Source organism: Streptomyces sp. NPDC050743 (genome assembly GCF_044456925.1).
In the GTDB taxonomy this organism is placed as follows: Bacteria; Actinomycetota; Actinomycetes; order Streptomycetales; family Streptomycetaceae; genus Streptomyces.
Genome location: NZ_JBITGJ010000045.1, coordinates 43,891 through 69,121, shown reverse-complemented (window position 1 = coordinate 69,121; position 25,231 = coordinate 43,891). Strand labels below are relative to the sequence as shown.

At 68.2% G+C, this 25,231-nt stretch carries 18 protein-coding genes and 7 pseudogenes; 11 read left to right on the top strand and 14 right to left on the bottom strand.

The window, feature by feature from the left end; all coding sequences use genetic code 11:
• Nucleotides 1-503: 503 nt before the first annotated feature.
• Nucleotides 504-932, bottom strand: a pseudogene (locus ACIBJF_RS32580) (transposase); the annotation flags it as partial.
• A 368-nt stretch (nt 933-1,300) separates the two neighbouring features.
• Here ACIBJF_RS32580 and ACIBJF_RS32575 point away from each other — a divergent pair.
• A pseudogene (locus tag ACIBJF_RS32575) lies at nt 1,301-2,540 on the top strand (IS110 family transposase).
• Between the two features lie 3 nt (nt 2,541-2,543).
• Here the strand turns inward: ACIBJF_RS32575 and ACIBJF_RS32570 are convergent.
• A pseudogene (locus ACIBJF_RS32570) lies at nt 2,544-2,735 on the bottom strand (IS5/IS1182 family transposase); the annotation flags it as partial.
• A gap of 388 nt (nt 2,736-3,123) precedes the next feature.
• Here ACIBJF_RS32570 and ACIBJF_RS32565 point away from each other — a divergent pair.
• Nucleotides 3,124-4,635, top strand: a complete 1,512-nt coding sequence (locus ACIBJF_RS32565) for an MFS transporter (protein ID WP_399179115.1) — start codon at nt 3,124-3,126, stop codon at nt 4,633-4,635.
• Nucleotides 4,636-4,834: 199 nt separating this feature from the next.
• On the opposite strand, the pseudogene ACIBJF_RS32560 reads toward ACIBJF_RS32565, so the two are convergent.
• Nucleotides 4,835-5,047: pseudogene (locus ACIBJF_RS32560) on the bottom strand (transposase); the annotation flags it as partial.
• Nucleotides 5,048-5,165: 118 nt separating this feature from the next.
• Between ACIBJF_RS32560 and ACIBJF_RS32555 the strand changes: the two are divergent.
• Nucleotides 5,166-5,462 (top strand): substrate-binding domain-containing protein, encoded by a 297-nt coding sequence (locus ACIBJF_RS32555; protein ID WP_399179113.1) that lies wholly within the window; start codon nt 5,166-5,168, stop codon nt 5,460-5,462.
• A 572-nt stretch (nt 5,463-6,034) separates the two neighbouring features.
• Here ACIBJF_RS32555 and ACIBJF_RS32550 read toward each other — a convergent pair.
• Nucleotides 6,035-6,336: pseudogene (locus tag ACIBJF_RS32550) on the bottom strand (aldehyde dehydrogenase family protein); the annotation flags it as partial.
• Here ACIBJF_RS32550 and ACIBJF_RS32545 point away from each other — a divergent pair.
• A complete protein-coding gene (locus ACIBJF_RS32545) occupies nt 6,304-6,729 on the top strand; it encodes a nucleoside monophosphate kinase (protein ID WP_399179112.1) in 426 nt (141 codons plus the stop codon). The pseudogene ACIBJF_RS32550 and the gene ACIBJF_RS32545 overlap by 33 nt on opposite strands.
• Nucleotides 6,730-7,261: 532 nt before the next feature.
• Here the strand turns inward: ACIBJF_RS32545 and ACIBJF_RS32540 are convergent.
• Nucleotides 7,262-7,936, bottom strand: coding sequence for a polysaccharide deacetylase family protein (locus tag ACIBJF_RS32540; protein ID WP_399179110.1), 675 nt, complete (start codon nt 7,934-7,936; stop codon nt 7,262-7,264).
• Nucleotides 7,937-8,862: 926 nt separating this feature from the next.
• On the opposite strand from ACIBJF_RS32540, the pseudogene ACIBJF_RS32535 reads away from it, so the two are divergent.
• The 3 genes and pseudogenes from ACIBJF_RS32535 to ACIBJF_RS32525 all read left to right on the top strand — a co-directional run.
• Nucleotides 8,863-9,012: pseudogene (locus tag ACIBJF_RS32535) on the top strand (IS1380 family transposase); the annotation flags it as partial.
• 360 nt (nt 9,013-9,372) lie between these two features.
• The gene (locus ACIBJF_RS32530) at nt 9,373-10,332 is read left to right on the top strand and encodes an alpha/beta hydrolase (protein ID WP_399179123.1); all 960 of its coding nucleotides are present in this window, start codon (nt 9,373-9,375) and stop codon (nt 10,330-10,332) included.
• Between the two features lie 69 nt (nt 10,333-10,401).
• A complete protein-coding gene (locus ACIBJF_RS32525) occupies nt 10,402-11,943 on the top strand; it encodes an AMP-binding protein (protein ID WP_399179108.1) in 1,542 nt (513 codons plus the stop codon).
• Nucleotides 11,944-12,439: 496 nt separating this feature from the next.
• Here ACIBJF_RS32525 and ACIBJF_RS32520 read toward each other — a convergent pair whose 3' ends face one another.
• Nucleotides 12,440-12,868 (bottom strand): MarR family winged helix-turn-helix transcriptional regulator, encoded by a 429-nt coding sequence (locus ACIBJF_RS32520; protein WP_399179107.1) that lies wholly within the window; start codon nt 12,866-12,868, stop codon nt 12,440-12,442.
• 52 nt (nt 12,869-12,920) lie between these two features.
• Between ACIBJF_RS32520 and ACIBJF_RS32515 the strand changes: the two genes are divergently transcribed.
• On the top strand, nt 12,921-13,727 hold the full coding sequence (locus ACIBJF_RS32515; RefSeq protein WP_399179105.1) for an SAM-dependent methyltransferase: 807 nt from the start codon (nt 12,921-12,923) through the stop codon (nt 13,725-13,727).
• Between the two features lie 400 nt (nt 13,728-14,127).
• Here the strand turns inward: ACIBJF_RS32515 and ACIBJF_RS32510 are convergent, their stop codons facing one another.
• From ACIBJF_RS32510 to ACIBJF_RS32495, 4 genes and pseudogenes are all read right to left on the bottom strand, one after another.
• On the bottom strand, nt 14,128-15,141 hold the full coding sequence (locus ACIBJF_RS32510) for a GerMN domain-containing protein (protein ID WP_399179103.1): 1,014 nt from the start codon (nt 15,139-15,141) through the stop codon (nt 14,128-14,130).
• 570 nt (nt 15,142-15,711) lie between these two features.
• A complete protein-coding gene (locus ACIBJF_RS32505) occupies nt 15,712-16,257 on the bottom strand; it encodes a hypothetical protein (RefSeq protein WP_399179102.1) in 546 nt (181 codons plus the stop codon).
• Nucleotides 16,258-16,994: 737 nt separating this feature from the next.
• Complete coding sequence (locus ACIBJF_RS32500; RefSeq protein WP_399179121.1) at nt 16,995-17,651, bottom strand: alkyl sulfatase dimerization domain-containing protein; 657 nt, start codon at nt 17,649-17,651, stop codon at nt 16,995-16,997.
• A 184-nt stretch (nt 17,652-17,835) separates the two neighbouring features.
• A pseudogene (locus ACIBJF_RS32495) lies at nt 17,836-18,318 on the bottom strand (MBL fold metallo-hydrolase); the annotation flags it as partial.
• Here ACIBJF_RS32495 and ACIBJF_RS32490 point away from each other — a divergent pair.
• Both ACIBJF_RS32490 and ACIBJF_RS32485 read left to right on the top strand, forming a co-directional pair.
• Nucleotides 18,208-18,606: a hypothetical protein gene (locus ACIBJF_RS32490; protein WP_399179125.1), complete on the top strand. Its 399-nt coding sequence runs from the start codon at nt 18,208-18,210 to the stop codon at nt 18,604-18,606. The pseudogene ACIBJF_RS32495 and the gene ACIBJF_RS32490 overlap by 111 nt on opposite strands.
• Before the next feature lie 26 nt (nt 18,607-18,632).
• Entirely contained in the window at nt 18,633-19,091 is a 459-nt protein-coding gene (locus ACIBJF_RS32485) for a PPC domain-containing DNA-binding protein (protein WP_399179100.1), read from the top strand.
• On the opposite strand, the gene ACIBJF_RS32480 is transcribed toward ACIBJF_RS32485, so the two are convergent.
• Nucleotides 19,078-19,653: a nucleotidyltransferase domain-containing protein gene (locus ACIBJF_RS32480; RefSeq protein ID WP_399179099.1), complete on the bottom strand. Its 576-nt coding sequence runs from the start codon at nt 19,651-19,653 to the stop codon at nt 19,078-19,080. The two genes, ACIBJF_RS32485 and ACIBJF_RS32480, sit on opposite strands and share 14 nt — an antisense overlap.
• Before the next feature lie 223 nt (nt 19,654-19,876).
• On the opposite strand from ACIBJF_RS32480, the gene ACIBJF_RS32475 reads away from it, so the two are divergent.
• Nucleotides 19,877-21,097 carry an RNA-guided endonuclease InsQ/TnpB family protein gene (locus tag ACIBJF_RS32475; protein WP_399179097.1) on the top strand — a complete coding sequence of 407 codons (1,221 nt, stop codon included), beginning with the start codon at nt 19,877-19,879 and terminating at the stop codon, nt 21,095-21,097.
• 336 nt (nt 21,098-21,433) lie between these two features.
• Here the strand turns inward: ACIBJF_RS32475 and ACIBJF_RS32470 are convergent, their stop codons facing one another.
• The 3 genes from ACIBJF_RS32470 to ACIBJF_RS32460 all read right to left on the bottom strand — a co-directional run bounded on the left by ACIBJF_RS32470 (nt 21,434) and on the right by ACIBJF_RS32460 (nt 24,833).
• Nucleotides 21,434-23,047 (bottom strand): bifunctional 3-(3-hydroxy-phenyl)propionate/3-hydroxycinnamic acid hydroxylase, encoded by a 1,614-nt coding sequence (locus ACIBJF_RS32470; protein WP_399179095.1) that lies wholly within the window; start codon nt 23,045-23,047, stop codon nt 21,434-21,436.
• A gap of 189 nt (nt 23,048-23,236) precedes the next feature.
• A complete protein-coding gene (locus ACIBJF_RS32465; protein ID WP_399179094.1) occupies nt 23,237-23,443 on the bottom strand; it encodes a hypothetical protein in 207 nt (68 codons plus the stop codon).
• Between the two features lie 286 nt (nt 23,444-23,729).
• On the bottom strand, nt 23,730-24,833 hold the full coding sequence (locus ACIBJF_RS32460) for an alpha/beta hydrolase family protein (protein WP_399179092.1): 1,104 nt from the start codon (nt 24,831-24,833) through the stop codon (nt 23,730-23,732).
• Between the last annotated feature and the right edge of the window lie 398 nt (nt 24,834-25,231).

Sequence of the window (25,231 nt, the reverse complement as noted above, 5' to 3'; positions counted from 1 at the left end):
ACACCTGGCCCAGCTCGACCTGGCCGCATAAGCACCGCCCACGCGGCCGTTTCACGGATTTCCCAACGGAGTCCTTCAGGGAGGGGAGCCTTCAATCGCTACATCGGCGCCACCTCGGCGCAGGCGATGGATCGCGGACTCAGTGTGATGCTCGTGCCTGACCCGACCAAGCGGCCGACACCACCACTGGCGCTGTCGCTCGATGGCTACATCGTGACGATGCCGCACGTGGACGATCCGGTGATCGGCCTCCTCGAACGGCGTGGGATCCCGTACGTGACGCTGGGACGCGATCCCAGCCGCCCGGATTTCACCGGCTGGGCCACCGAGGACGAGGGCTCCAGCTTCTGGCGCATCTACGAGCATTTCGCCGCATCCCGTGCCCGATCGATCGTGCTGTTGCGCGGAACCGACCCCAACGCGTGGAACATCGACAGCGAGGCGACGTACTGCGCATGGTGTGAGAGGGCGTTTGATCTAGGAAGATTGCCCCCTATCTCCCAGTAAGTTCCTCGCCAGGTAGGGGTGGTCTCGCCCGTTATACGTTTGGTGAGGTTGTCGATCGAGGCGATGTGGATCATGGCTTCGGAGTTGGCGGTGAGGGTCTCGTAGTCTCGGGCGAGGCGCCGGTGAAGCATGATCCATCCGATGCTGCGCTCTACCACCCAGCGCCTTTTCACGACATAGAAGCCGCACTTCTCGGAGTTGCGGTTGACGACCTCGACGTCGATTCCGAGGGTGGCACCGTGCTCGACTACGGCGTTCTTGAAGCCGGTGTCGACCCAGCTTTTCGCGATGGTCGGGTAGGTTTCTTTCGCTTGGTCGAGGAGGCGTATCCCCATTGCGTTCTCGGAGAGGCCGGCGCCGGCGACGGTCACGGCGAGGATGAGGCCGATCGTGTCGGTCAGGATGCCCCGTTTCCGGCCGACGATCTAATGGGCGGTAGCTGAGGTTGCTGAAGGCGCCTCCTCGGCGCCGGCCGCAGGCGTCAGCACAACGTCTGCCGACGATCCGGGCCTTGAGCCCTCAAAGAAGACTGACGTGTGCTGACGCTCGCAGTCGGCGTCGAGAGCGATCACTTGACCACCGATGATGATCGTGGTCCAAGCCCCCTGCGGGAACTACCTCTTACGTGCTCGGGAGCCATCCAGCTCCGATCAAGACCGAGGGCCCCGGAGGTCGCTGGGGTCATGAACGGCTAATCGGATGTCGGGCCACCGAGCCCTTCCATTAGAGAGACGCATGCCCTGCACGGCTGTGACCAGCCACAACACAGGTCCGATGAGAAAGCGTGAGGCGAGTGAGAGCGTTCTGCGGCATCGACTGGGCCAGCGACCACCACGACATAGCCGTCATCGACGAAACGGGTTCACTGCTCGCCAGGGCTCGCATCGATGACACGGCAGAAGGGCTCGACCAGCTGCTTCGTATGCTTGCCGAGCAAGGCGACTCCCCGCAGGATCCCGTTCCGGTGGCCATCGAGACCTCCCGCGGACTCCTGGTCGCCTGCCTGCGGGCGACGGGCCGCCCCGTCTACGCCATCAATCCGATGGCCGCCGCCCGGTACCGGGACCGGCACACGGTCTCCCGCAAGAAGTCCGACCACTTGGACGCCATGGTGCTGGCGAACATCCTCCGCACCGATGCCGCAGCTCACCGCGTGCTTCCCGCAGACTCCGAAGTGGCCCAGGCCGTCGCGGTCCTTGCCCGTGCCCAGCAGGACGCAGTCTGGGACCGAACCCAGGCCGGCAACAAGCTGACCTCCCACCTGCGCGAGTACTTCCCCAGCTATCTGGCCGCCGTCGGACACCGCCGCGAGGGCATCTATCACCCCATAGCCCGGGCTCTTTTGGCCGCGGCGCCCACCCCTCACCAGGCGGCCAAGCTGACCCGGGCGCAGCTGCGGGCCGTGCTGAAGAAGGCCGGCCGGAAGAACACCATCGACAGGGAGGTCGAGCGTTTGCATGGCGCGCTGCGCGCTTCTCAGATGCGCCATCTACCCCTTGTCGAGGAGGCCATGGGGCGCCAGGCGCTCGCGCTGCTTCGGCAGCTGGAGGCCGCGTGCGCGAGTGCTGACGATCTCGCCGAAGCCGCAGTCCGGGCGTTCGAGGCCCACGCTGACGCTGAGATCATCACCAGTTTTCCCGGGCTGGGCCCGCTCAGCGGGGCCCGAGTTCTGGCCGAGATCGGCGACGACCGGACCCGGTTCGCCGACGCCAGAGGCCTGAAGGCGTACGCAGGATCCGCTCCCGTCACAAGGGCCTCCGGCAAGAGCGTGTCCGTCGCGGCCCGCAGGGTGAAGAACCAGACTGGCCGGCGTCGGCTACATGTGGGCCTTCTCGGCGATGGCCCACTCCGAGGGAGCTCGGGCCCACTACGACCGTCGACGTGAGGCTGGAGATCGACACACGGCCGCCCAGAGAAACCTCTTCAACCGGATGATCGGCTGCCTTCACCACTGCCTTTTCCACCGCGTCCCGTTCAACGAGGCCGTGACCTTCCCAACCACGCGAGAACCCCACCTCGCCCTGGCAGCTTGACTCCTTCTTCGCATCGGATGCCTTCTTCGCGGCATCGGTTCCCTGGCTGGCCAGAGGCACGTTGGTGGAGGTCTTGACGCTCTGGGTGTCGATGACGGAGGCGGTCGGCTCGGGCTTGCGGCCTTCCTTCACACGGGCCAGGCCCGTGAGGTCGTAGTTGAGCTGGGCGAAGACTCCCTCGTCGCGCCAGGCGGCGAGCCGACAAATGATGATTGCATCAGAACTGACAAAACCCCGCCGGGCATGCGATCGGCGTCGGCCTAGGGCGGCCTCGCCGGCGCCTCCTGGGCCTGTCCGGTGGCGGGGTCGCCCTCTTCCTGTGCGCAGTGATCGTCCACGCGACTTCGGAGGGGTACGGGCAGCCCCGCGGCCAGGCCGGGTGCCGGCGAGTCCATGGCGACCGCCGCCAACGACAACTCGCCCAGGGGGTGCGCGCTCCATGCCCCGGGTGGCGCGGTGTGACGTACGTCCCTGTGAGACAGGTTGACTCACAGACCCCTGTGAGTCAACCTGTCTCACAGGGGGTCGCAGACAGTGATGAAAAAGCGAGTACCCCGTTCCCTGCCTGGAGGGTTTGTCCCCCATGTCCCAGAACGCCGTCGCCGCCGCTCGCGGCGCTGAGGCCGCACCTGAGAAGGTGCCTGTCGGACCGTCACAGCGACGCCGCTGGTGGATCCTGGGCGTTATTTCCGTCGCCCAGCTGATGGGCGTCCTCGACGGCACCATCGTGAGCATCGCCCTGCCGTCCGCCCAGCACGAACTGGGCTTCTCGGACGCCGAACGGCAGTGGGTGGTCACCGGCTACGCGCTGGCCTTCGGCAGCCTGCTGCTGCTCGGCGGCCGGATCGCCGACCTCGTCGGACGCAAGGTGACCTTCCTGGTGGGTCTGGCCGGCTTCGCGGCCGCTTCCATGGTCGCAGGCGCGGCGCACAGTTTCCTCATGCTCGTCACCGCGCGCGTGATCCAGGGCATGTTCGCTGCCCTGCTGGCCCCGTCCACGCTGTCGCTGCTGACCACCACCTTCACCGATCAGCGCGAGCGGGCTAAGGCTTTCACCATCGCGAACTCGGTCGCCCTTGCGGGCGGGGCTGTTGGCCTGGTCCTTGGCGGGGCACTGACCCAGTACCTGGACTGGCGCTGGAACATGTACGTCAACCCGACTCTTGCGGTGGTGGCGTTCATCGGCGGGGCGGCGCTGCTGCAGCGCACCCCGCGCGACACGTCCGCCAAGCTCGACGTCCTCGGCACCCTGCTGGTCTCCGCCGGCCTGTTCTGCCTGGTCTTCGGTTTCTCGAACGCCGGGACGCACGGCTGGGGTTCGGTGGCGACCTGGGGCATGCTGGCGGCCGGTGCCGTCCTGGTGGCCCTCTTCCTGTGGTGGCAGAGCAAGGCGGCGTATCCGCTGCTGCCCCTGCGGGTCCTGCTGGACCGTAACCGCGGCGCCTCCTTCGCCGCTCTCTTCGTCAGCGGCGCGGGCCTGTTCGGCGTGTTCCTGTTCCTGACCTTCTACCTGCAGCAGAGCCACGGCTACAGCGCCCTGCAGACCGGTTTCGCCTTCCTGCCCATGTTCGCGGCGATGACGCTGTCCTCCGCGGTGGCCAACAACGTCCTGGTGGCACGCATAGGCCCCAAGCTGGTCGTACCGCTGGGCATGGCCCTCGCGTCCGTCGGTCTGGTCTGGATGACCACGCTGGACCTCCACAGTGGATACGTCGGGCAGATACTTCCCCAGTTGGTCATCTTCGGCATGGGACTGGGCGTGATCATCGCGCCCGCGATGACTTTGGCGACCTCCGGCGTGGCCGCCTCCGACGCCGGGGCGGCATCCGCCGCCGTCAACACGATGCAGCAGATCGGCGGGTCCATCAGCATCGCCCTGCTCAACACCATGGCCGCCGGCGCCATCACCGCCTACCTCTCCACCCGCGACTCCAAGGACCCCGGCGTCCTGGCCCAGGCCAACCTCGAGGGCTACACCACCGCCTACGCGTGGGGGGCGGCCATCTTCCTCATCGGCCTGGTTGTCACCGCCCTGCTCTACCGCCGTGGCGCGCCCCAGCAGGACGAGAACGCCGCCTCTACCGACCACATGTGACTCGAACGGGTCAGTCCGAGCGGAGCGCAGGTGAAGGATCCCGTCACCCTGTCTGCTGTATGGGCAGACAGGGACGCCGGTGCCGAAGGCAGCCGCTGACTGTCAGGGCGGGCCGGTCCGAACCGTCAGCCCAGCGCGCGGTCGAGGTCGAACGCGACGCTGGTGAGAGCGGGATGGGCGAAAGCCTGGGGGGCTTCACCGCGCCGGCGGGCGGCAGGTCGTGGGGGAGGTAGTCCCACTGGCAGCCGGTGCGGGACTGGTACAGCAGGGCGTTGACGATCTCCCGCATGTCGTAGTCGCCCTGGTGACCGCTGACGGAGGTGTGCCGGGCCTTCCAGGCGGTGATCACGGGCTCGATCAGGGCCCAGCGCTCCTCGGATAAGTCACTCTTGTAGGGCTGGCGGTCGCTCACGGGAGACACTCCAGCGCGGCCGGGCCTCTTGATCAGCGCTGATGCGGCGGTCTCACACGTTCCGGTGACGACAGATGCGACATCACGTCACATACCGCCCTCTGAGTGCGCCGGGATCATGCCGCGTGTCTACAGGTCGGCCGAGCGCGCCGGCGAGAACATCACACACGCGATCGTGGACGACGGGATTCTCGATGCGATCCTGTGCCACACCGGTCGTCAGGCGGCTGGAGTGCTCGCGGGCCTCACGGCTCGCGGCGTCGCTGTGCCCGATCGGACGATGCTTGCCGCGGCTTCCGACTCCGAGCACACCCGACACAGCCGGCCCGCCATCTCGGTAGTCGAACTCAATGCACCCGCAACGAGGGCGTTGGTCGCGGCGAGGTGGGTCAGGCGCAGCAGCACGAGATCGTGATGCCGTCCGCGTGTGTGCGTGTGATGGCATCGGAGTGGTCGGCGAGCGCGACCTGAGGTTAGTCGATCAAGCCTTTCACGTGGGCGGATGATTTAGTCGCCGGATCCCAGAGGGGCCGGTCGCGCACCGGTGCCACCAAACGTCAAAGGATCTACGGTAAATCTATTGACTTTGCGCAAATAGTGTGATTTCTAGTGACTAGACCACAACACCGAAAGAGTCGCAAAGTCGGTGAGGACGTCTAGTCGGCGGAGCGACTTGGACAGGATGTGGTTCAGGCCCCCGGCAAGCCGGCGCGATACCGAGGCGACAGTGACGACTGAAGCCCCAGGACACGCGCAGCACTACCGGGGACTGTTTTGCCTCCAGAGTCTTCGCACCGTGACTTGGCGCAGTGCGAAGACTCTGCCATGCCGAGGCTCCGGGGATTCGAGAAGCATCAGGTGAAGGTGGCGTCCTCGGGGCAGTCTTCCCTCTCGCGCCAGACGAGCACGTGCAGTGCCTGAGAGCTGGGGCGCTGTGCTGATCGCACACCCACGCGTCATTCCGAGCATTTCGCGGGTCCCCGGGCGCTCCTCCTGAAAGATCCGCATGTCGTTGGTGCCGCGGAAGATCGTCGGCTCGATGCGGTAGCCCTCCAGACCGGCAACGGCGTGGGGATTGCCGCCGGTCAGGAGCTCGGCGCCCCTTCTTGCCGATGTCGATGTAGGACAGGATCTTCTCGTACTGGTCGTTGCTGGCCTGGGCGCCGATCATGGTGGCCGTGGTCCAGCGGGTCGCCGCTGACGATGGCCTCGGTGCGCTCGGCGCAGCGGGCCATGAACTCGTCGTCGATCGATGAATGGATCAGGGCGCGCGAGGGGCAGGTGCCCACCTAGGGGGAGTATCCGTTCGGCTCCAGCGCGAGCAGTGTCCTGGAGCGGGCACGGGCACCCAGGCGGCCAACGGGTTCCCCCGTACGGTGCCGCAGGCGGGGGTACTCGCCGCCATGCTGGGCGCCGCGGGCTTTGTAGCGGGCTTTGTATTGGACGCGGTGCTGGAGTTCACCGCTCCCGAAGAAGCCGTGGCCCGGCTGTTGGGCCGCGGCCGGCCGGACGACACCGAAGACGTCATCCGGCACAGGCAGCGGGTGTACCAACACCAGACCGCACCCCTGCTCACCCACTACTCGGCCATCCTTCTGACGGTCGACGCCGTCGGCCCGGTCGAGGACATCACAGCGCGGGCCCTGGCGGTCCTGTCGGACGCGGAACGACGGGCCGGGTAAGCGATCTCGGCCACAAGTGGCCACCGGCGTGACCGGTGCCACGCGGTCGCAGTCGGTGCAGCGCGCAGTGGGCGCAGCGCGTCGGTGACGGCCGTGGTCCGGCCGGTGGCATCGGCGAGATCGGCCAGAAGACGGGACCCGGCAAGCAGAAAGTGCCTTCCTGCTGTGATGACAGAAGCCCTGGACAAGCCTCATCATCCCACCCACCCACCCATGAGGGCTGGGCCTGTCAAGCGTAGAAGTGGCCCCGGCCTGCGGCTTTTTGTTCTTCGCCGAGGCGCTGTGCCTTGTGGGTCTTCCTCGCGTGCTTGTCTGGGAGGGCTACCATGCAGAGCCCCGAATCGGGAGCGAGGAAGCGTCACCAGTGTTCAGGGATTTGGTCGTTGACGCCCCGATGTGCTGATGGCCAACTCCGCTTCGCCCCCGGCCGCCTTCCAGGACTTCCTGGGCCGCCGCGAAGTCCCCCGGCTGAGAACCGGGCGGGCCGTCAGCGAACGACCTCGACGACTGCAAGTTCCCGACAGCGTCGAGCTCAGGCCGGGAAGCCGTAGCCGTAGCCTTGAGCGTCCAGCTGGTTCAGGAGACGGGCGAGCGCCTGCACCGTCTGCGAACGGTCACCGCCGCCGTCGTGCATCAAGATGATCGCGCCGGGTCGCAAGTCCTGGTTGATGTTGCGCAGGATGCCGTCCACACCTGGACGCCGCCAGTCGTTGGCGTCAGCGCTCCAGCCGAGCGACTGCAGGTGGTTGGCGCCGGCTATCCCCCGGATCGTCGGGCTCCAGTCGCCGCCGGGTGCCCGGTAGTACATCAGCTTCACGCCGTTTCCCGCGGCGTTGGTTATCTCGCGCTTGGCGTCGACGATCTCGTGGATGTTGTACTCGACCGACTTGCGGTGCTGCTGCTCGTCATGATGGACCGAGTGGTCGCACAGCCGGTCCCCGTCCGCGACGATCGCCTTGGTCAGGTACGAGTAGCGCTGGGCGAGCGGCCCGACCTCGCAGAACGTGGCTTTCGCGTGATGCTGAGCGAGGAGCGCGAGTATCTGCGGGGTCCACCGCGGGTCTGGGCCGTCGTCGAAAGTGAGCGCTACGGACTTGCCGCGGCCCTCCACCCCGTGGCCGACCAGCGCGTCGGAGCCCGTCGGGGCGCTCGGCAGTTGCCCGGAGGTATTCGCCGAGCCGGATGGCGAAGCGGGCCCGGACGGCACCGCGGCGGAATCTCCGTTGCGGCCGGACTGCGTTCCTCCTGCCGTGCGGCCGGATGTCGACGCGGACGGGGAAGCGGACGAGGGCGACGGCGCCCGGGACGACAAGTGCGGCCTGGAAGAGGAGAGCGTCGTCGAGGGAGTCACGCTGCTGGGCGAGCTCTGGGGTGTGTGCCCGCCTGCGTGCTGCCCGCACGCCGTGAGCACGGCTCCCGCGATCGCCGCCGTGAGGGCGGTTGCCGTCACCACTTTGATTCTGGCCGACGCCACAGATCTCCCTCCGTCGGCACCACTCGGTGCTCAAATCGGTGCTGGTACTGGTCATGTCGAGGCAGGGCTGAGCGCAGGCGCGCTGCCGGTCGACGGCAGGCGGCATCCATGGTCAGGGTCCGCTGGTGATCTACTTCCCTGTGCGTCAGCGCCCAGGGGTAACCGGTCGCTCCAAGTCCTCCGGGAGGTCGGTCTGGCGGCGGGCTCCGTCGCCCGGCCGCGGATCCTCCGGTTCTCGATGGAGATGGCTATCCGGTTTACGCCTGATGTCCGACCACACTAAGGGAGGCCTGTCGCCTTGCTTAACAATTCCAATCTGTGAGGAATGTCGCATTAGTCCTGAGATGAAAGGGGCCGAGCCGAAAACAAAGCCGTCGGAATCGACCCACCACCGGACGTCATCACCTCCGTAGCTCAAGACCCACATCGGACGGCTACTCGCCAAGCTGGAGGCTCGGGACCGCGCTCAACTAGTCATCGCCGCACCGGGAACTCGAGCGGACGTGCGTGGCGAGGCACTGAATGCTGTGGCTGAGCCCCGGATCTTGAGCGACGGAGTGAAAGGGCCTTCACCTGGTCCGATAGGGCTTGTCCAGGGCTTCTGTCGTCTCGCAGAGGAAGGCACTCTCTGGGTGCGCACGACCACCGAGGCTCTGCGTCTGCTGCCTCGTGGCACCGGGCACGCTCCGGAGCGGATCGCGGTGGACCTTGCGGTGATGCTCGCCGACGGCGGCCAGGCCATCGCGGACTTGGCCGTCCTGCGCGACCAGCCTGCGGTGTTCGGCCCAGTCGCCTCCACTGCGACCGCCGCAGGGAAGGACTCCGGCGAGCTTGAGTGCGCGAGTGGCCTCGGCCTCAGCCGCCGTCGAGTAGCCGTAGCAGGCAGCGACCCCGCCGGCTGTCCGGGCGGGGCCTTCGTCAGGCGGTGGGGCGGCACACCCGGCATGGCGTCTGCCGGACCTGCTTCGCCTCTCCGGACCTGCTTCGCCTCTACCGTGAGGTGCACGACGGGCGCACACTGTATCTCGACCACATGGACCCACCACACGAATCCGAGGCCACCTGCATGTGCCGAGCACATGTCGGATCCGTTCGCTGGGCCATATGGTGCGCGGCACGCGACCGGACGCTCGCAATTCGGTGCGGGACGAGATGAGGAGTCGCCGAAATTGACGTGTCACGCCGAGGCCCCTCGCCGCGAGGCCACGCCGGAGACCGATCCGTACGAAGAACTGAGCGTGCCCGTCAGCGGCGGCGAACTCGCTGTGCTGCGCTGGCCTGCGGCCGAGCCATGCGCCCCCGTTGTGCTCGCGGTGCACGGCATCACCGCCAACGCTCTTTCCTGGGCCCGGGTCGCCCACCACCTCGCGGGCCAGGCCACTCTGATCGCGCCCGATCTGCGGGGCCGCGGCGGCAGCCGGTCGCTGCCCGGCCCGTACGGCATCGCCGCACACGCCGCGGACGTGGCGTCGATCGCCGAGGCGTTCGGGCTGCGGGGGGCGGTGCTCACCGGCCACTCGATGGGCGCCTTCGTCAGCGCGTTCACCGGCGTGCACCATCCTGGGAGGTTCGCCTCGCTCGTCCTCGTCGACGGCGGGCTCGGCTTCCCCGCACCGACCCATCTGGACCCCGACGTGCTCCTCGACGCCGTCATCGGCCCGGCGATGCGCCGGCTGGCCATGACCTTCCCCGACCGGCAGGCATACCGTGACTACTGGCGGGATCATCCGGCCTTTTCCGGCTCGTGGTCGCCGTGGGTGGATGCCTACATCCGACGCGACCTCGTCGGCGCGGAACCACGATTGCGCTCGTCCTGCGTCCGCGACGCGGTGCGCGTCGACGGCACGCAGGTGCTGTGCGATCCGAAGGTGCTGGCTGCGGCAGGTCAACTGGAGCTGCCCGCCCGTCTTTTGTGGGCCGACCGGGGCCTGATGGACGAGCCGCAGGGGCTGTACGACGAGCAGCGGCTGGCCGCCGCCGGCCTCGACCCCGCCCGGCTGACGACGCACCGGGTGGCCGACGTCAACCATTACACCGTGCTCATCGGCGACGACGGCGCGCGCACAGTGGCCGGCCATCTGCTCGACGCGGCGGGCACGAGCGGCGACACGGCCAGCACCAGCGGCTAGCCGGCTGAACCGCCGGCAAGCACGGGGCTTCCGCGTGACGTAGTTGTTCCGGATGCAGGAGAGTGAGCTATGCGTGTTCCGATGACGGTCGCCGATTTTCTCGAGCGGGCCGAGCTGGGTTTCGCCTCCGACACCGGTGTGGTGGACGAGCCGGATCAGCCAGGCGTGCCGGTACCGGAGTCGACGTACGGGCGGCTGGGTGAGCGGGTGCGCGCCTGGCAGGCGGGGCTGGACGCGCTGGGCGTGGGTGAGCGAGAGCGGGTGGCGGTGGTCAGCCACAACTCCGCACGGCTGCTGGAGCTGTTGTTCGCGGTGCCGATGAGCGGCCGGATCTGCGTGCCGGTCAACTTCCGCCTCAAGCCCGACGAGGTCGAGTACGTGGTGCAGCAGAGCGGCTCGTCGGTGCTGTTCGTCGACCCGGAACTGGACGAGGCGCTGTCCGGAGTCAAGGCGCGCCACCGGTTCGTCCTCGGGGAGCAGACCGAGACCGAAGCGATGCGGTTCGGTGTAGCCCCCCGCCCGTGGTCGGACCCGGACGAGGATGCCACCGCGACGATCAACTACACGTCAGGGACCACGGCCCGCCCGAAAGGGGTGCAGCTGACTCACCGCAACATTTGGGTGAACGCGATGACCTTCGGGCTGCACACCAGGGTGTGGGAGCGCGATGTGTACATGCACACGCTGCCGATGTTCCACTGCAACGGCTGGGGCATGCCATACGTGATGGCCGGACTGGGCGTGAAGCAGGTGGTGTTGCGCAAGGTCGACGGCGCGGAGATCCTGCGCCGGGTCGACCGACACGGAGTGACGCTCATGTGCGGCGCGCCGACGGTCTGGAAGGCGGTGCTGGATGCGGCTGCTTCCTGGCAGGGAGAGATCCCTGGCCGTGATCGGGTACGGATCGTGTGCGCGGGGGCTCCGCCGCCGAGCACGCTGATCCAGCGGGTGGGGGAGGAACTGGGCTGGGAGTTCACGCAGATCTACGGCCTGACCGAGACGTCCCCGCTGCTCACGTTCAACCGGTCCAGGGCGGCGGATGCTGGACTGCCCGTTGAGGAGAGGGCGCGCAAGCTGTCCCGTGCAGGACTGCCCGCGCTGGGAGTCAGGCTGAAGGTCTCCGAGACCGGCGAGGTCCTGGCCCGGTCGAACGTCGTGCTGGACGGGTACTGGGACAAGCCGCAGGAGACCGCGGTGGCCCTGAAGGGCGGGTGGTTTCACACCGGCGACGGTGGCAGGATCGACGAGTCCGACGGTCACCTGACGATCTCCGACCGGAAGAAGGACGTGATCATCACAGGCGGCGAGAATGTGTCTTCGATCGAGGTGGAGGACGCCATCTTCAGCCATCCGGCGGTCGCCGAGGTCGCCGTCATCGGGGTGCCGGACGAGAAGTGGGGCGAGACGATCAAGGCCCTCGTGGTGCTCGCCGAGGGAGCCACGGCGGCCGAGGCCGACATCATCGCCCACTGCAAGCAGCGCATGGCCGGCTACAAGGCGCCGACGAGTGTCGAGTTCCGTGATGCCATCCCCCGTACGGCCACCGGCAAGATCCAGAAGTTCAAGCTCCGCCAGCCGTACTGGTCCGGCCCGGACGGGAAGGTCAACTGACCGCCGGCCCCATGGTGGCTCGGCCGAACAACTCCAGGGACACGCTTGAGGGGTCGTTCTCCAACGAGGTTTCATCGTGGAATCAGTGTGTGATCCCGTCGTGTCGGGTCGAGCCAGGAGACGGGTGTCAGTGGGTCCTGCTGCCCGCGCCCCCCTCGGTCCACGGCTTCCAGGACGTGCCGTCCGCGGACAGGGTGCCCGCGATCGCGAGAGCGCCACCGAGGCGTCCGACGGGGTCATGGAGAGCAACTACAACTTTGGCGGCGTTCCCAAGCGTCAGGAGCGACCAGTGCACCCAGTGCCGGGCGACCGCCTGCAACTCACTGGTCGTGCATGGCGCGCTGGTCACGACGGTCTGGAGGGTGCGCCGGGTGGAGAGGTCGATCTGGGGCAGTGACCCCGCGGTGGAGCCGGGACACACACCGTGGAGCCCGACAGCGCGGCGGCGGACACGGGGCGGCCGAAGAACACATGGCTGTTGCCGCCCGCGTCACCGTCACTGGCCGGTCGTCGGTGGCAGCAGCAGGGGCGCGAGCTCGTCGAGCAGCGCGATGATCCGCTCGGCACGGCCGGGGTCGGCAATGGCTCTGGTGATCGCCTCGTCGGCGCGGTGGTCGGCGCGAGAGCGTACGGCTCTGCGTGCCCGGTCGGTCAGGCGCACGAGGGTCCGGCGGCCGTCGGCGGGATCGGGAACCGTCTGAAGCAGACCGCGCTCACGTAGGCGAGCGACCGAAGCGGAGACGTGGCTCTGAGCGAAACCGGTGCGCGCGACGATCTCCCGGACAGAGCAGTCGGGGTTCCGGAACGCATCCGCGATCACGGCCACCTCGCCCGGCGTGAGCGAGGTCGGGCCGGCTTGATCAATGGCGTCACGGCCCAACTCGGTCAGATACTTGCCGAGTTGGAGCAGCTGCATCCCGTCCATGGCTCAAATATATCGTCGCAGATGCATCGGTGCCGATGTAATGTCGGGCGTCATGACGCACTGGCAACCGTTGAGCGCCGTGTCGAAGACGGCGCTGGCCGTGGCCCGGGTCCGTGCTGACGAGAGCGCAGCCGGCAACGCCTTGTTCGATGATCCGTACGCTGCGGCCTTCCTGGCCGCCTCGGGGGAGCCGATGCGACCGCGGCAACGTTTCGGTCGGCTGGCGGCCGCGCTGAGGTTCCAGACGGTGATCCGCACCCGCTTCTACGACGACCAGCTCCTCCAGTCTGGCTGCGATCAGGTGGTCCTACTGGCAGCCGGACTGGACACCCGTGCCTACCGGCTCCCCTGGCCACCTGGGACCCGCTTGTACGAGCTCGACCTGCCGCCGGTCCTCGACTTCAAGCACCGCGTGCTGGCAACGGAGTCCGCCGACCCACGCTGCGACCGCACCGCCGTGCCCGCGGACCTGCTGAGCACCACCTGGGCCGACCGGCTGGTCGATGCCGGCTTCAACCCCGACCGACCGACCGCCTGGCTTGTGGAAGGCCTGCTGGTCTACCTCACCGCCGACGAGGCAGCCGCACTGCTCCGCACCGTCGGCGAACTGTCGGCACCCAGCAGCCGACTCGCCCTGGAGCGAGGACGCAGCGGACAGACCGTTCTCGACGACCCGTCCCTCGCCCACATCACCTCGCTGTGGAAAGGCGGCCTGGGCGCCGGCACCGCCGAGTGGCTCGACGACCACTGCTGGAACACGCAGGCCCATCCACTCGACACCGTCGCGGCGCACTACGGCCGGCCAACAGCCAACCCGTCCGGCACCGGCTTCATCACAGCCGTGCGCACCACGCGCTAGCTGTTCTGTGGCGGGAGGTTGTGGACGGACGAGCCGAGACCGGCTGCCTGCGTCCGGCCCGCTGCGTCGTGGACGACAACTGGAGCCTGCACCGTGCTGCGGAACGCTTCCAGGTCTCGCCCACCCCCTTCACCGACGCTGCGGTGAAGGCGCACGCCGTGGTGGCGGTCCCCGGTTCGATGGCCGCCTACGCGCGCGAGCCGTACGGGTTGCTGCGCGAGCTCGACCAGCAGGGGTGCGCCCTCATTGTCGCGTCCTTGCCGGGACCGGTCCCATCGCAAAGGGCCGCGACCACGGGCGGAAGGGCCTGTGGTCGCGGCGCCGTCCGTCTCCCGGCGTCCGCCGACGGCATCCCCGGTCCCAGGGCTGAGCGGGCGCCGGTCCGGGCCGAGCGGCCCTGTCACCGGTGCACGGTGAGCGGGATCGTGTCGACGGTGACTGGCTTGCCGTCCTTCGGTGAGTTGAAGTACGCCGTCAGCTGGCCGGGGCCGGTGCGTGCGGCCTTGAAGGGGAACGTCACGTCGAACGTGCCACGGGTCCCGGTTCCGGACGTTGCCCGTACCCGTACGTCGGCGGCCGTACGGCCGCTTGTGTCGGTGACCTTGAGCCGGAACACGGCCTCGAACGTGTTGGCGGTGCCCCACACGCGCAGTGGGGTGCGGACGGTGTCGCCGATGAGCGGGGATTCGATCAGGACGGCTGGGGTGAGGTCCTCGAAGTCGGCGCGGCCCAAGGGATGGTCGAGGACGATGCCCTCCCCGCCGAAGTGCTTCACCGGCTTGCCGTCGATTTCGAACCGCACCTTCTGCAGGGTGGAGAACCGGGTCACAGTGAACACGACCTGGGCGAGCCGCGCTCGCAGGGACAGGGTGCCGCCGCCGTCGTCGTACCGGCCGGACAGGTCGACGGTGGCGAGGTGGTCGCGGACCACCACGGAGTGCAGGGTCGTCCCGGACGGGATGGCCGTGCCGCGGCCGTTGTCCCGCTCGGAGCGGTTCGGTCCCGCCAGCAGGGCGCGGACGGCCCCGGAGACGGTCGAAGGGGCGGCGACGGTGCGCGGGGCGGCGGAGATGTGCTCCCCGTGGAGGAAGTACACGGCGGTGTGGATGCTCCGCGCCTGCGGCGCCGACGAGGCGCTCGTCGAGGGCGCGGTACCCGTCGTGGTGCTGGTGCCGCCTCCGGCGCCGGTGGACGGCGAGGGCGTTTGCGAGGTGCCTTGTGAGTTACCTCCCGCCGTGCCCCGCGAGGGTCCGGTTCCGGTCGTGGATTCGGTCGGTCGGCTGCTGCCATCCGGTGCCGTGGTGCCGTTGCCGGTCCCGCACGCCCCGACGACGAGGAGCGGCAGGCTCAGTGCCGCGACGTACATACGTGAACGGCGCCCGCGCAGGCGGGCAGCCGGGATCGTTCTGCTCATGGTGACCTCCTCCGACACCTCCAGCTAAGCGCCGCAGCAAGCCGCCCGCCAGGGACCGCACGGCACAGATGCGGAGGCCGTACGGCTCCATTGATCCGCGCGGTGGGATCGGCTCGCTCGCCGCGCCGGCGTCGGCCCGCGAGTTGGTCGACAGGGATGGCCCCCTTGATTCCGAGTCTGCGCAGACAAGCGCAGAAGGAGCGCGCCGAGTAGCCCTTGTCCGCCACCCCCCGCTCCGGGCTGATGCAGGGCCGGCGCGGGCCCCTTCAGACGTGGGCCAACATCGGTGACGTCGAGATGCCGTTCGGCGCGCTGGGTCTTTCCTTGCAGGCCTGGCCGGCCGCTGCGTCAAGGGCGCTCCGGACGACGCTCCGGCCCGGCCAGAACCTGCGCCGCGCCCTGCGGCCGAGGCCGGAGTCGTGCTCTCGGACGAACGCGGAGAGGCCGACCGCATCGGCGGACGACGTGCCGGACGCCACGACGGCTTGTCTCACTCCAATCGGCATCTGCTGCCCGGTCATGCTCTTGATCGACGATCACCGATACCCGCCTCTCCTCGCTCGTCTCCTGTCAGCAGCCGCGGGGCCAGAGGGTGAATGCGCCCGGTGTGTTCGTCCAGTCGAAGGTGGTGGCGCTGGAATGGCGTTGCTGGGCGAGATACCGGACGCATTGGGCTGCGGCGGTGGGATCGGGGTCGGTGTCGTCGAGTGTGGGGACGACGCTTTCGGCTGCCCCTTCGACAGTGAGGTAGCGGCCGCGGCAGTACCACGACATGGTGTAACCGTCGTTCAGCCAGTGGGTGGGCTTGGGTGTCGAAGATGGCAAACCAGGGACGCAGGGCGGCATCGTAGACGTGGCGGGGGTCGCCGTTCGGCTTCGTCTGGTCATAGCAGGCCACATCGAGGCCTGTTCGAGCCGGCCGGCTGCCGAGAGGTCGGCCAGGTGCTGGGCGTATTCCTGTTCGGTGGAGAGGTGGTCCAGGTCGTAGCCTGCGAGCCTGTTCTCTATGGTGCCGGTGATCGGAAAGACGATGAACTTTCCTCGGAGCTGGTTCCAGGTGGGCCAGGCTCCGGCCTTCGCCGTCGCGTCGAGGGTCGGGTAGGTGGTCCCGAGCATGTCCGCGGGGGTGAACAGGTTCTCGGAACCGAGGGTTCGCCATCCGCCGGTCCAGTTGGTCCGGTCCCATTCCCGCCTTGGCGCGGAAGCCCCATTTGAGCTCGAGTTTGAGGTAGACGGGGTCGTGACGGGGGTGCGCGTCACTCCAGGCCTTGAGATCGTCGAAGCAGGTTCTCAGGCTGCCGTTCTCCCATGTGGTCTTGAAGACGCCTGATCCGGTGGTGTAGGTGCAGTTGTTGTCGTTGACCAAGGGATCGGAATGGCTGACGGCCCATCCGCCGGGATTGTCGTACGTGCTGTAGGCGTCGATCTCCAGCAGGTGCGCTTCGAGGTCGAGGCCCCTGGTGATCGACTTGGACTTGCTCTTGTCGTAGGCGTTGTGCAGTCCGGATACGGAGATCTGGTCCATGGGAACACTGTTGAACGCGGAAGTGTCTGCTGCCGGCTTGACTGTGGCGGCGTGTCCGGGCGTCGTCCAGGCCCACGGCGAAGCCAGGCCGAGCAGTACGGTGGCGGCGAGACCACAGGCCTTGCGGCGCCATGAACGGGCTTCCGCGGGAGCGGAGGGCATGGGAGAACTCCTTACGTCTGGAGGAGTCGTGCGCGGGAGAGTGCCGGTGGCGCGCGATCTGCGGGCGGCGCTGCGGGGGACGTCAGCAGTACGCGCCTTGGGTTGCGGTGCCCATGCCATGCGGTAATTCATGGCGCCCAGCCATCGCGCGCCTGCTGACCAGTCGTCAGGTCAACGTCAGTACGACGGTGATGACGAGCTGCTGCGACGCCGAGCCCACGGCAGTGACGGACCCAGTCGGCGCCCGGCCCTGCGGCTCCGGCCGGTGCTGCCCCGCACGATCGGCCGGCGTCTGGGGCCATGCCCCGGCTGGTGGGGCTGCCGTGCCCCGAGCCGCTCGGCTGTCGTGCGACGGCCGTCCCGACGCGGCAACAGGTGCTGCCTGCCGTCGGCGATGCAGGGGGCAGGGCTTGCCACCGCACCGTTGTCGTGACTCGGCGGCGACCCAGGTGAAGATGCCCTGGGCCATCAGGGAGGACTCGGACTCGGCACGCGCCTGGCTGATGTCAGCGCGTGCGGCGTGCACCATGGCGTCGTCGGGGGCAGCCTGTACCGCGAACTCCGCGAGGTGGCCGGCGACCCTCAGCTCGCCCGCGTCGGCGTGGCGTCGGGCCGCGTCCGACAGGGCGTGGGCACCGCCTGCGAGGTCCGCCAACGCGGTGGCGAGTCGGCCCTCCCGAGCCGGTTTGAGGTGCGCAGGGTTGCCGTCGTACCACCCGGCATAGCGCCGCCACAGGTTGCGCACGATGAACTCCGGTTCGTCGTACTTGGCCTGCAGGTAGACGCGGTCGGCCAGATGGGCGGGCGGGCGTACGGAGTGGATCAGGTCGTCCAGCCGGGCACCGGAGTTGAGTCCGTCCAGCGTCTGCTGGACCAGACTCTCCAGCCATTCCGCGGTCTCGGCGAGGGCCCAGGTGGATCCGGTCGGCGCCGCAGACCGGTGCTCCGTGCGAGGGCAGCATGATCTCCGCGCCCAGGGCCGCCATGCGGCGCAGTGCGAGCGCCCACTCGCGTGGGTAGCGCTGAACCTTCTGGGGGTTGCCGCAGTTGGGGGTCACCCAGATGAACATGTCACCGGGGCACAGGATGCGGTGTTCGGGAATCCAGGCGACGGTCGCGTCGTCGGTCTCGCCCTTTACGTGGAAGAGCTCGAAGGTCAGCTCACCGCGCGTCAGGGTGAGAGCCTCCCGGTAGGTCAGGTCGGGCCTGCGGTACTGGGTCGGCCAGATCAAATCAGGTGCCTGGAACTGCCGTTGGTTGATGACGGCGTTGTAACCACTCGTCAGTGCGTAGCGGTCGAACCTTTCCCCGACCCTCTCGTGGGCGAGCACGGTCGGGCGTGGCGCGCTCTCCGCGTCGAAGGGACCCATCCCGAAGACATGGTCGATGTGACCGTGCGAGAAGACGGCGGTGGTCACCGGAAGCCGGCTCCATGCACGGACGGCCTGGTGGAGTCTGCCGGCGGCCAGCGGGTTGCTTGTGTCGAACAGGATGATCTCGCCGTCCGTGCGGAAGGTGATGACGTTGCCGTAGGCGGGGTGCCAGCCGACGCCGTCGACCACCTCGATGACGCCGGAGCCCGCCTGCCCGGCATGGACGATGCTGTCGTCGACGGCGCCGTGCCAGACCCGGTCTGCGTAGTCGGTGAGGGAGAAGCTCATGGTCCCCATGCCACCGTGAACCCATGCCCGGAGCAATCGGCCGCGGGGCCACCGACACTGCTCTTCCTCGCCATCGCGCTCATGGAGTCCTTCGGCACCACCGCTTCCGCCCGCTGATCCCACCTCTTCAGCAGAACCCGCACATGCGCGCTCATGAGCTGACCGGAGGCCGTACCTTCGGCGTCACCTTCGACCACGGAGAGGACTTCTTCGAGGCGCTGTCCTCCTTCTGCCGGGACAACGGCGTACGACAGGGCTACATCCCCTCGTTCATCGGAGCCTTCGCGGAGGCCGAGATCGTGGGCGCCTGTGAGAAGCTGGCGGACCCGGACGCGCCGGTCTGGGCGAAGACGTACGTCACCAACGTCGAGGCGTTTGGCGCGGGTACCCCCGCCCAAGACCCCGCCACCGGCGAGATACTTCCGCACATCCACATCTCCGCAGGCCCGAAGGCCCAGTCGGCCGACGGCAGGACGAGCCACCTCCTCAACGCCAAGGTCCAGTTCCTCAGCGAGCTGTGGATCGTGGAGGTCACGTCGCCCACGATGACCCGGCCTCGCAACCCCGACCTCTCCGACGTTCCGCTGATCACGTTCGGATGACCGGCTGGAGTCTGCGAAGCCACGGGTGGCTGGCCGCGATCACCTTGATCGCGCCCGCCAGCCAGGCGCGTGCCGGAGCGTCCAGCAGCGGCAGTACCGCCTCAAAGTCAGCCTCGTCCTTCTCCCGGGTCGCCTTCGCCTTGTAGAAGAGCTGCACCTCGGGCGCCAGATACGGGATACCCGTCTCGCTCGTCCGCCCGAGCCTGCCGATCGGGAGCCGGATCGCGGAGTGACGCCGCGAGACCCACTGGGTGCCCTCGGCCTCGTCCAGCATGATCTGGATGGACCAGGGCGCCACCGGCGTGCGGCGGCACCAGATGTCGTGGAGTGGCGACTGAAGGACCTCTCCGGGACGCCACGGTCGCAGCTCCCCCTGGCCGGGCGGGTCCGCCACGTACAGGTCCCAGCCGGCCAGGAGATCAGGTACGAGCATCTGGTCGCGGCGGAGGACCAGGACGTCAAGATAACTGTGCGGGCGCAGCTCGCGGCCGACCGCAAGCTCGATCGCGTATCCGCCGGCGATCCACCATGGGAAGTCAGCCCTGGCGAAAACTGCGGCCAAATCCTCGGGGCGATCAGGCACCCAATGCCCCAGTGCGTCTTCACCGGGTTCCTCCGAGGATGCCCCGGCCTTCAGGCCGGGGAGGAATCGGACTCCTGCGGAGCAGGGCAGGGATAGCCGGATCGCCGTCAGGGCGATCCGGCGTCCACCCCGCACGGCGGTGATGCCGCCCACGATGATCGAGAGCTCTCAACTGTCAGTCCTCTCGGGTAGGTTCGGATGCATGACGACAGAGGCGACCACGAAGGACACCGGGCATGCCCGGTACACCTTCCGTGTGCGCCTGTCGAACACGGCCAGGCGCCGGCTCGAAGCCGAGTGGGATCGCTGCCGCTGGATCTGGAACGAATGCGTGGCCAAGTCCCGGCAGGTCCACGTGCAGGGCAAAGCGGGTGGCGAGAAGCTGACGTGTGGTCCGGCTCAGCTCGACAAGATGCTGACCGAGGCCCGCAGGGTGACGCCCTGGCTCGCTGAAGGCGCGAGCGTGCCTCAGCAGCAGGTGATACGCGACTTCGCCACGTCCCGCGCGAAGGCCTTGAAGGACATCAAGGACCGGCTTCCGGCGCACCGCCGGGCCGGGATGCCCAGGTGGAAGAAGAAGCGGGAGGCGCGGTGCAGCCTCAACTACACGAAGCGCGGTTTCCGCCTCAGGGACGGCCGCCTGCACCTTGCGGGCCAGATCGTGCTGACGGTGGTGTGGTCGCGGGACCTGCCGGCCGACCCGTCGAGTGTGCGCGTGTACCAGGACAGCCTTGGCCACTGGTATGCGTCCTTCGTCGTTCCCGCGCAGAGCGAACCGCTCGCCCCCACGGGGCGCGTGCTCGGGGTGGACTGGGGTGTGAAGGAGACCGCCACCACCACCGACGACGCCTACGATCTCCCGCATGCCGAGCACGGCAAGCGGGCCGCGCAGCGGCTGGCGAGGTACCAGCGGATGATGGCCCGGCGCCGGCCTCCGAAGGGACAGCCCGCATCCGCCGGCTACCGCAAGGCCCAGGCACAGGCGGCGAAGCTGCACAAGAAGATCGCGAGGCAGCGGGAGGACACCGGCCGCAAGTGGGCCAAGCGGGTGATGCGCGGCCACGACGGGGTTGCGGTGGAGGACTTCAGGCCGAGGTTCCTGGCGAAGACCACCATGGCCCGCAAGGCGGCCGATGCCGCCATCGCCGCGACGAAGCGTGCCCTGTGCGAGATGGGCCGCAAGCACGCACGGGACGTCCGTCTCGTGCACCCGGCGCACACCACGATGGACTGTGCCACGTGCGGAGCGAGAACCAAGCACGCACTGCCTCTGTCGATGAGAACGTATACCTGCACCGCGTGTGGAGCGGTGTCCCCCAGGGACAAGAACTCCGCCCGCGTGATGCTGGTCCGGGCAGGTTGGAACCCGGACGGTGCCGAGGGCGTAAGACCACCTGAGCCGCCGGCTCCGGTGGCGGCCTGAGCCGTAAATCCCCGCACAGCCCTGAAGGGTGACGCATCCCCTCCCTCCAGGGAGGGGAGCCTTCAATCACCCGCCCATGTTCCCAGTAATCGGCGGGCGTAGGCGAAGGCCGGTGACAGTGCGGCGGTCTGTCCGGGGCGCCTTGTCCGACGCCCATAAACGCCCATGAGCATCAGGAGCACTGGCGGCCATCGTGGAATGCGTGACTCGCGTCCGGCCTTCTGGCTGGGACTTGAGACACCGTCCTCCCGGGACCACAGGGAACAGACGGTGCTCATCGGCCCCGAGCTCCTTGCCCGGGGCCGACAGGCGGGGGAACACCATCCGATGGACGGCTCAGTCCTTCACGCCGCCGCGGAGGTCGCCGAGGAAACCGTCGACCAGGGCGTCTACGTCGGCCGCTCCGGCCGCCGCTCCGTAGGCGTAGAAGTCCGGGCGGATGAGCACGGTGGTGGCCCCTGCATCACCGAGCCAGGCTCGGTAGTCGCCGTTCAGGTCGACGATGCCACCAGGGCCCGGCTCGTCGGCCAGCTCGAGCACGTGGATCCCGACTGCCGCCAAGGCGTCGCGACGGCTCTGGCTGAGCGACTCGGCGTCGCGAGGATCGCCGAGCAGGAGCACCCCGCCGCCACCGGTCACATCGTCCAGGAGGCCCGTACCGGAGTGGCCACGAACCATCGCCTGGATGCTGAGCAGGCCGGCCGCTTCCTGATCCCGGTACAGCCCGGGGCCGAGCCGTGGCATCGGCCGATCCGGCTCGATCCCCGTCTCCAAAGCGGCGCGCATCCGGCGGTCGCGCTGCTCGGCCTCGTCGGGATCGGTCACACAGATGACTTCACCAAGGAACATCGATGCCTCGACGAACTGCCGCACGTGCATGGCACGCTCGGGGCCGTATGTGTCGAGCAGTTCCTCGCCGGCCTTGCCCGCCAGCACCAGGTGAAGCTTCCACTCGAGATTCACGACATCGCGCAGCCCGGCGCACATGCCCTGCCCCATGAAGGGCGGCATCAGATGGGCCGCATCACCGGCCAGGAGGAGGCGTCCGCGGCGCCATTCGTCACACCATTGCGCCTGGAACGTGTACACCGTGTGGCGCTCCAGGGTCGCGTTCTGGGGCGTGATGTCCCACCGTTTGAGCAGACGCCAGGCGGTCGCTTCGTCGTTGAGCTCCTCCAGGGTCTCGTGCGGAAGACGCATGAACTCGAAGCGACGACGCCCCGGACCGCCGGGGACCAGTGTCGTGGGCCTCGCCGGGTCGCAGTGCTGCCAGGCCTGTGGCTCTGCCGCCGTCGTTCCGTGCGGGATGAGATCGACGACGAGCCAGTCGTGGAAGTAGCCGAGATCGGTCACGCCGCCACCGATCCAGGAACGCACCACACTGTTGGCGCCATCGGCGCCGATCACGTACCGGCCCTCGACGACGGCGCGGGTTCCCTCGGCGTTGCGCAGCTCGACGACGACCCCATCGTCCTGCTGCTGGTGTGACACCGCCTCCCAGTCCCGCATGATCGTGACGGAGTCGAGGCCGGCCACCTTCTCGTGGATGGCCGCCTCCAAGGAGGGCTGGTGGATGAAGTTGGCGACGTTCCAGCCCGAAGGCCCCGCTCCTGACCAGCTCAGCCGCAGAATCGTCGTTCCGTCAGCAGCCCGCCATTCGTAGTCGTCGTCGTAGGGTTCGTACAGGTGGGGAAGGTCTGCTGGGCCGACGCCCACGGACTGCAGGATGCGCGCGGTTTCGTCGTCGACGTGCACAGCGCGCGGCAGGGAGTACGTCGTCTTCTGACGCTCGACGACGAGGACGCGATGTCCTCTCCTGCCGAGCTTGAGCGCGAGCATCCGCCCCACCGGCCCGTACCCCACGACGACGACGTCGTAGGCATCGGGAGACGGTTGTGTCTGTGTGCCATGGTCCAGTACGGGCTGGGCCGAGGTTATCCCGCTTGTCATGGAAGTGTCCTGAAATCAGTCGAGGTTTGCGGGTGGGTGTGCTGCCACGTCCTACAGCGACGCGGCAGTGGAGGGATCTCGCACCACGAACCACACACCGGTCGCGGCGCGCTCGGTCTCGTTGACGCAGAGGTGGGGTCTTTGCGAGTCGAAGCGCAGCACGTCACCGGCTCGCAGAATGCAGGTCGCCTACTCCAGATGGAGCTTCAGCTCGCCCTTGATCAAGTAGCCGTACCGGACGTGAGGCGACATGAGCTGACGATCAGTCGAGCTGGGTCCGCCGGGGTGGTACGTGGACAGAATCGGATCCACGTACCCGTGACCACCCACCGCCAGCCGCTCCCGGACGATGCCGTGCTCCATGGTGAGCTTGCGGTTCTCGGTCGCACGCTGCACGACTGGGAAGGTGTCCTCGTGCGGGAACTCTTCTGACGCGTGTCCTGGTTGGGCATGTCGTCGAGGGAGATGCCGAGTTGCTGCACCAGCGAACAGAGTGGTGTCCCCACCGAAGGCTGCTTCTTCCCGTTCTCGATCCGGGACGGCAGGCTCGGGGAAATGTCTACCCTGACGGCCGGTGCACGCAGATTCACCCGGTCCCACGCGGGCGCGGCCCGGAGCCCAGTGCCGATCTCGGCGGGGTCCATCGCCGTCCTCCCCGTTCCCGGCAACCCACGAGCGAGCCTCAGGAACGCTCCTCGTCCAGGCGCCGCTTGAGCCAGTCCGCGCTGGGGCCGATGTGTTCGACCGCGCGGTTCGTCACACCGTGGTTCCCGTCCTCGAACATCCACAGTTCGCCGCGGGCAAGCGCCTCCGCCGTCCGTCGTCCGTGCGCATCCGCGTCCAGGAGGACGTCCGCCCCGCCGAAGATCACCAATGCCGGCACGCCGACGTCCTGGGCGACGCCGTCGAGGGTGAAGGGGCGGGCCTTGGCCACGGCGTCCGCCTCGTCGCGGGCGCGCAGTCCCCAGATGTACTTGTTGGCATACAGCGGCGGGAGGTGGCCGGCCTCCCACCACTCACCCAGGCTCCAGGGGCCGCAGTTGGCGACGACCGCCCGGATGCGCGGCTCGGCGGCCGCTGCCCGGATGACGTAGTAGCCGCCGAGACTGATGCCGGTGGCGCCGATCCGCTTGTGGTCGATGTCGGGCCGGTCGGCCAGGGCGTCGAGGAACGGGCTCACCGCCGCCTCGTAGTCATGGCGCATCGGCAGGCTCAGCCCCGTCTCGCCTTGACCAGGGCCGTCGATCGAGAGAGTCGCCATCCCGCGGCTGAGGAACGTCTGCTCCCAGAACGGGAACTCCTCCTTGGTGGACTCCGTTCCCGGGATCAGCAGCACCAGCGGCGGGCGCTCGACCCCCGCGGGCCGCCGCAGATTGCCGTGGAGTTGACCTCCGGCACTCGGGACGACGAGCCGCTCGAATGTCGGGTCGAGCGTCTGCAGACCGTGCCGGACCGCCTCCACTGAGCGGGTCGTCAGGTCGCGGTAGGACTCCGAAGACGCGACGGCCAGCGCCTTGCCGAAGTGGAAGGCCACGCCGGCTCGCAGGGCGAGCTCGCCCGCGCTGGTGTCGAAGCCCGACTTCCGGGACTGTTCCGACAACGACATGAACCGTTCGCCCAGGTGCGTCCAAGCCGACAGCCAGGACCCCCAGCTGTCGATGGCGTCGGACAGCCGGTCAAAACTCGGTTGGTCGATGCCCCGGAGAAGGCATCGGAAGCGCATCATCTCGTAGGCGGCTCGCGCCGGCATGCCGTGGGCGGCAGCCTCGGGGTCGTGTGTCTGCATGGCCGCCAACGTAGGAGGGGCACCACAGGCTGTCAACCATCACTGAACACTTTTGTTGAGCGTCTATGAACAGAGTGGTCACCAGGAAGGAACTTGCCGTGATCCGGCTCATCAGGCAGGACGGCATCGCCCTCCTCACGTTGGAGCCGCCCCCCGCGCAACACCAGGCGGCAGGCGGCTGCTCCGGTTCCACGGCCTCGTTGACGATCCCCGCTCGGCACCGCGGTCGGCGCAGAAGGGCTCGGCGGTCATGCTGTTCTCCAGCGCGTGTCTCGGGTGGACCAGCGGGTCGAACGGATCACGCGAGCCGCGCGGGCGGTATCGGCGCGCGGACGTCGAGCCGCGTACCGGGTCTTCGGAATGCCGTACGATGAGGGGCTGAAGAGCGCACTCGGAGA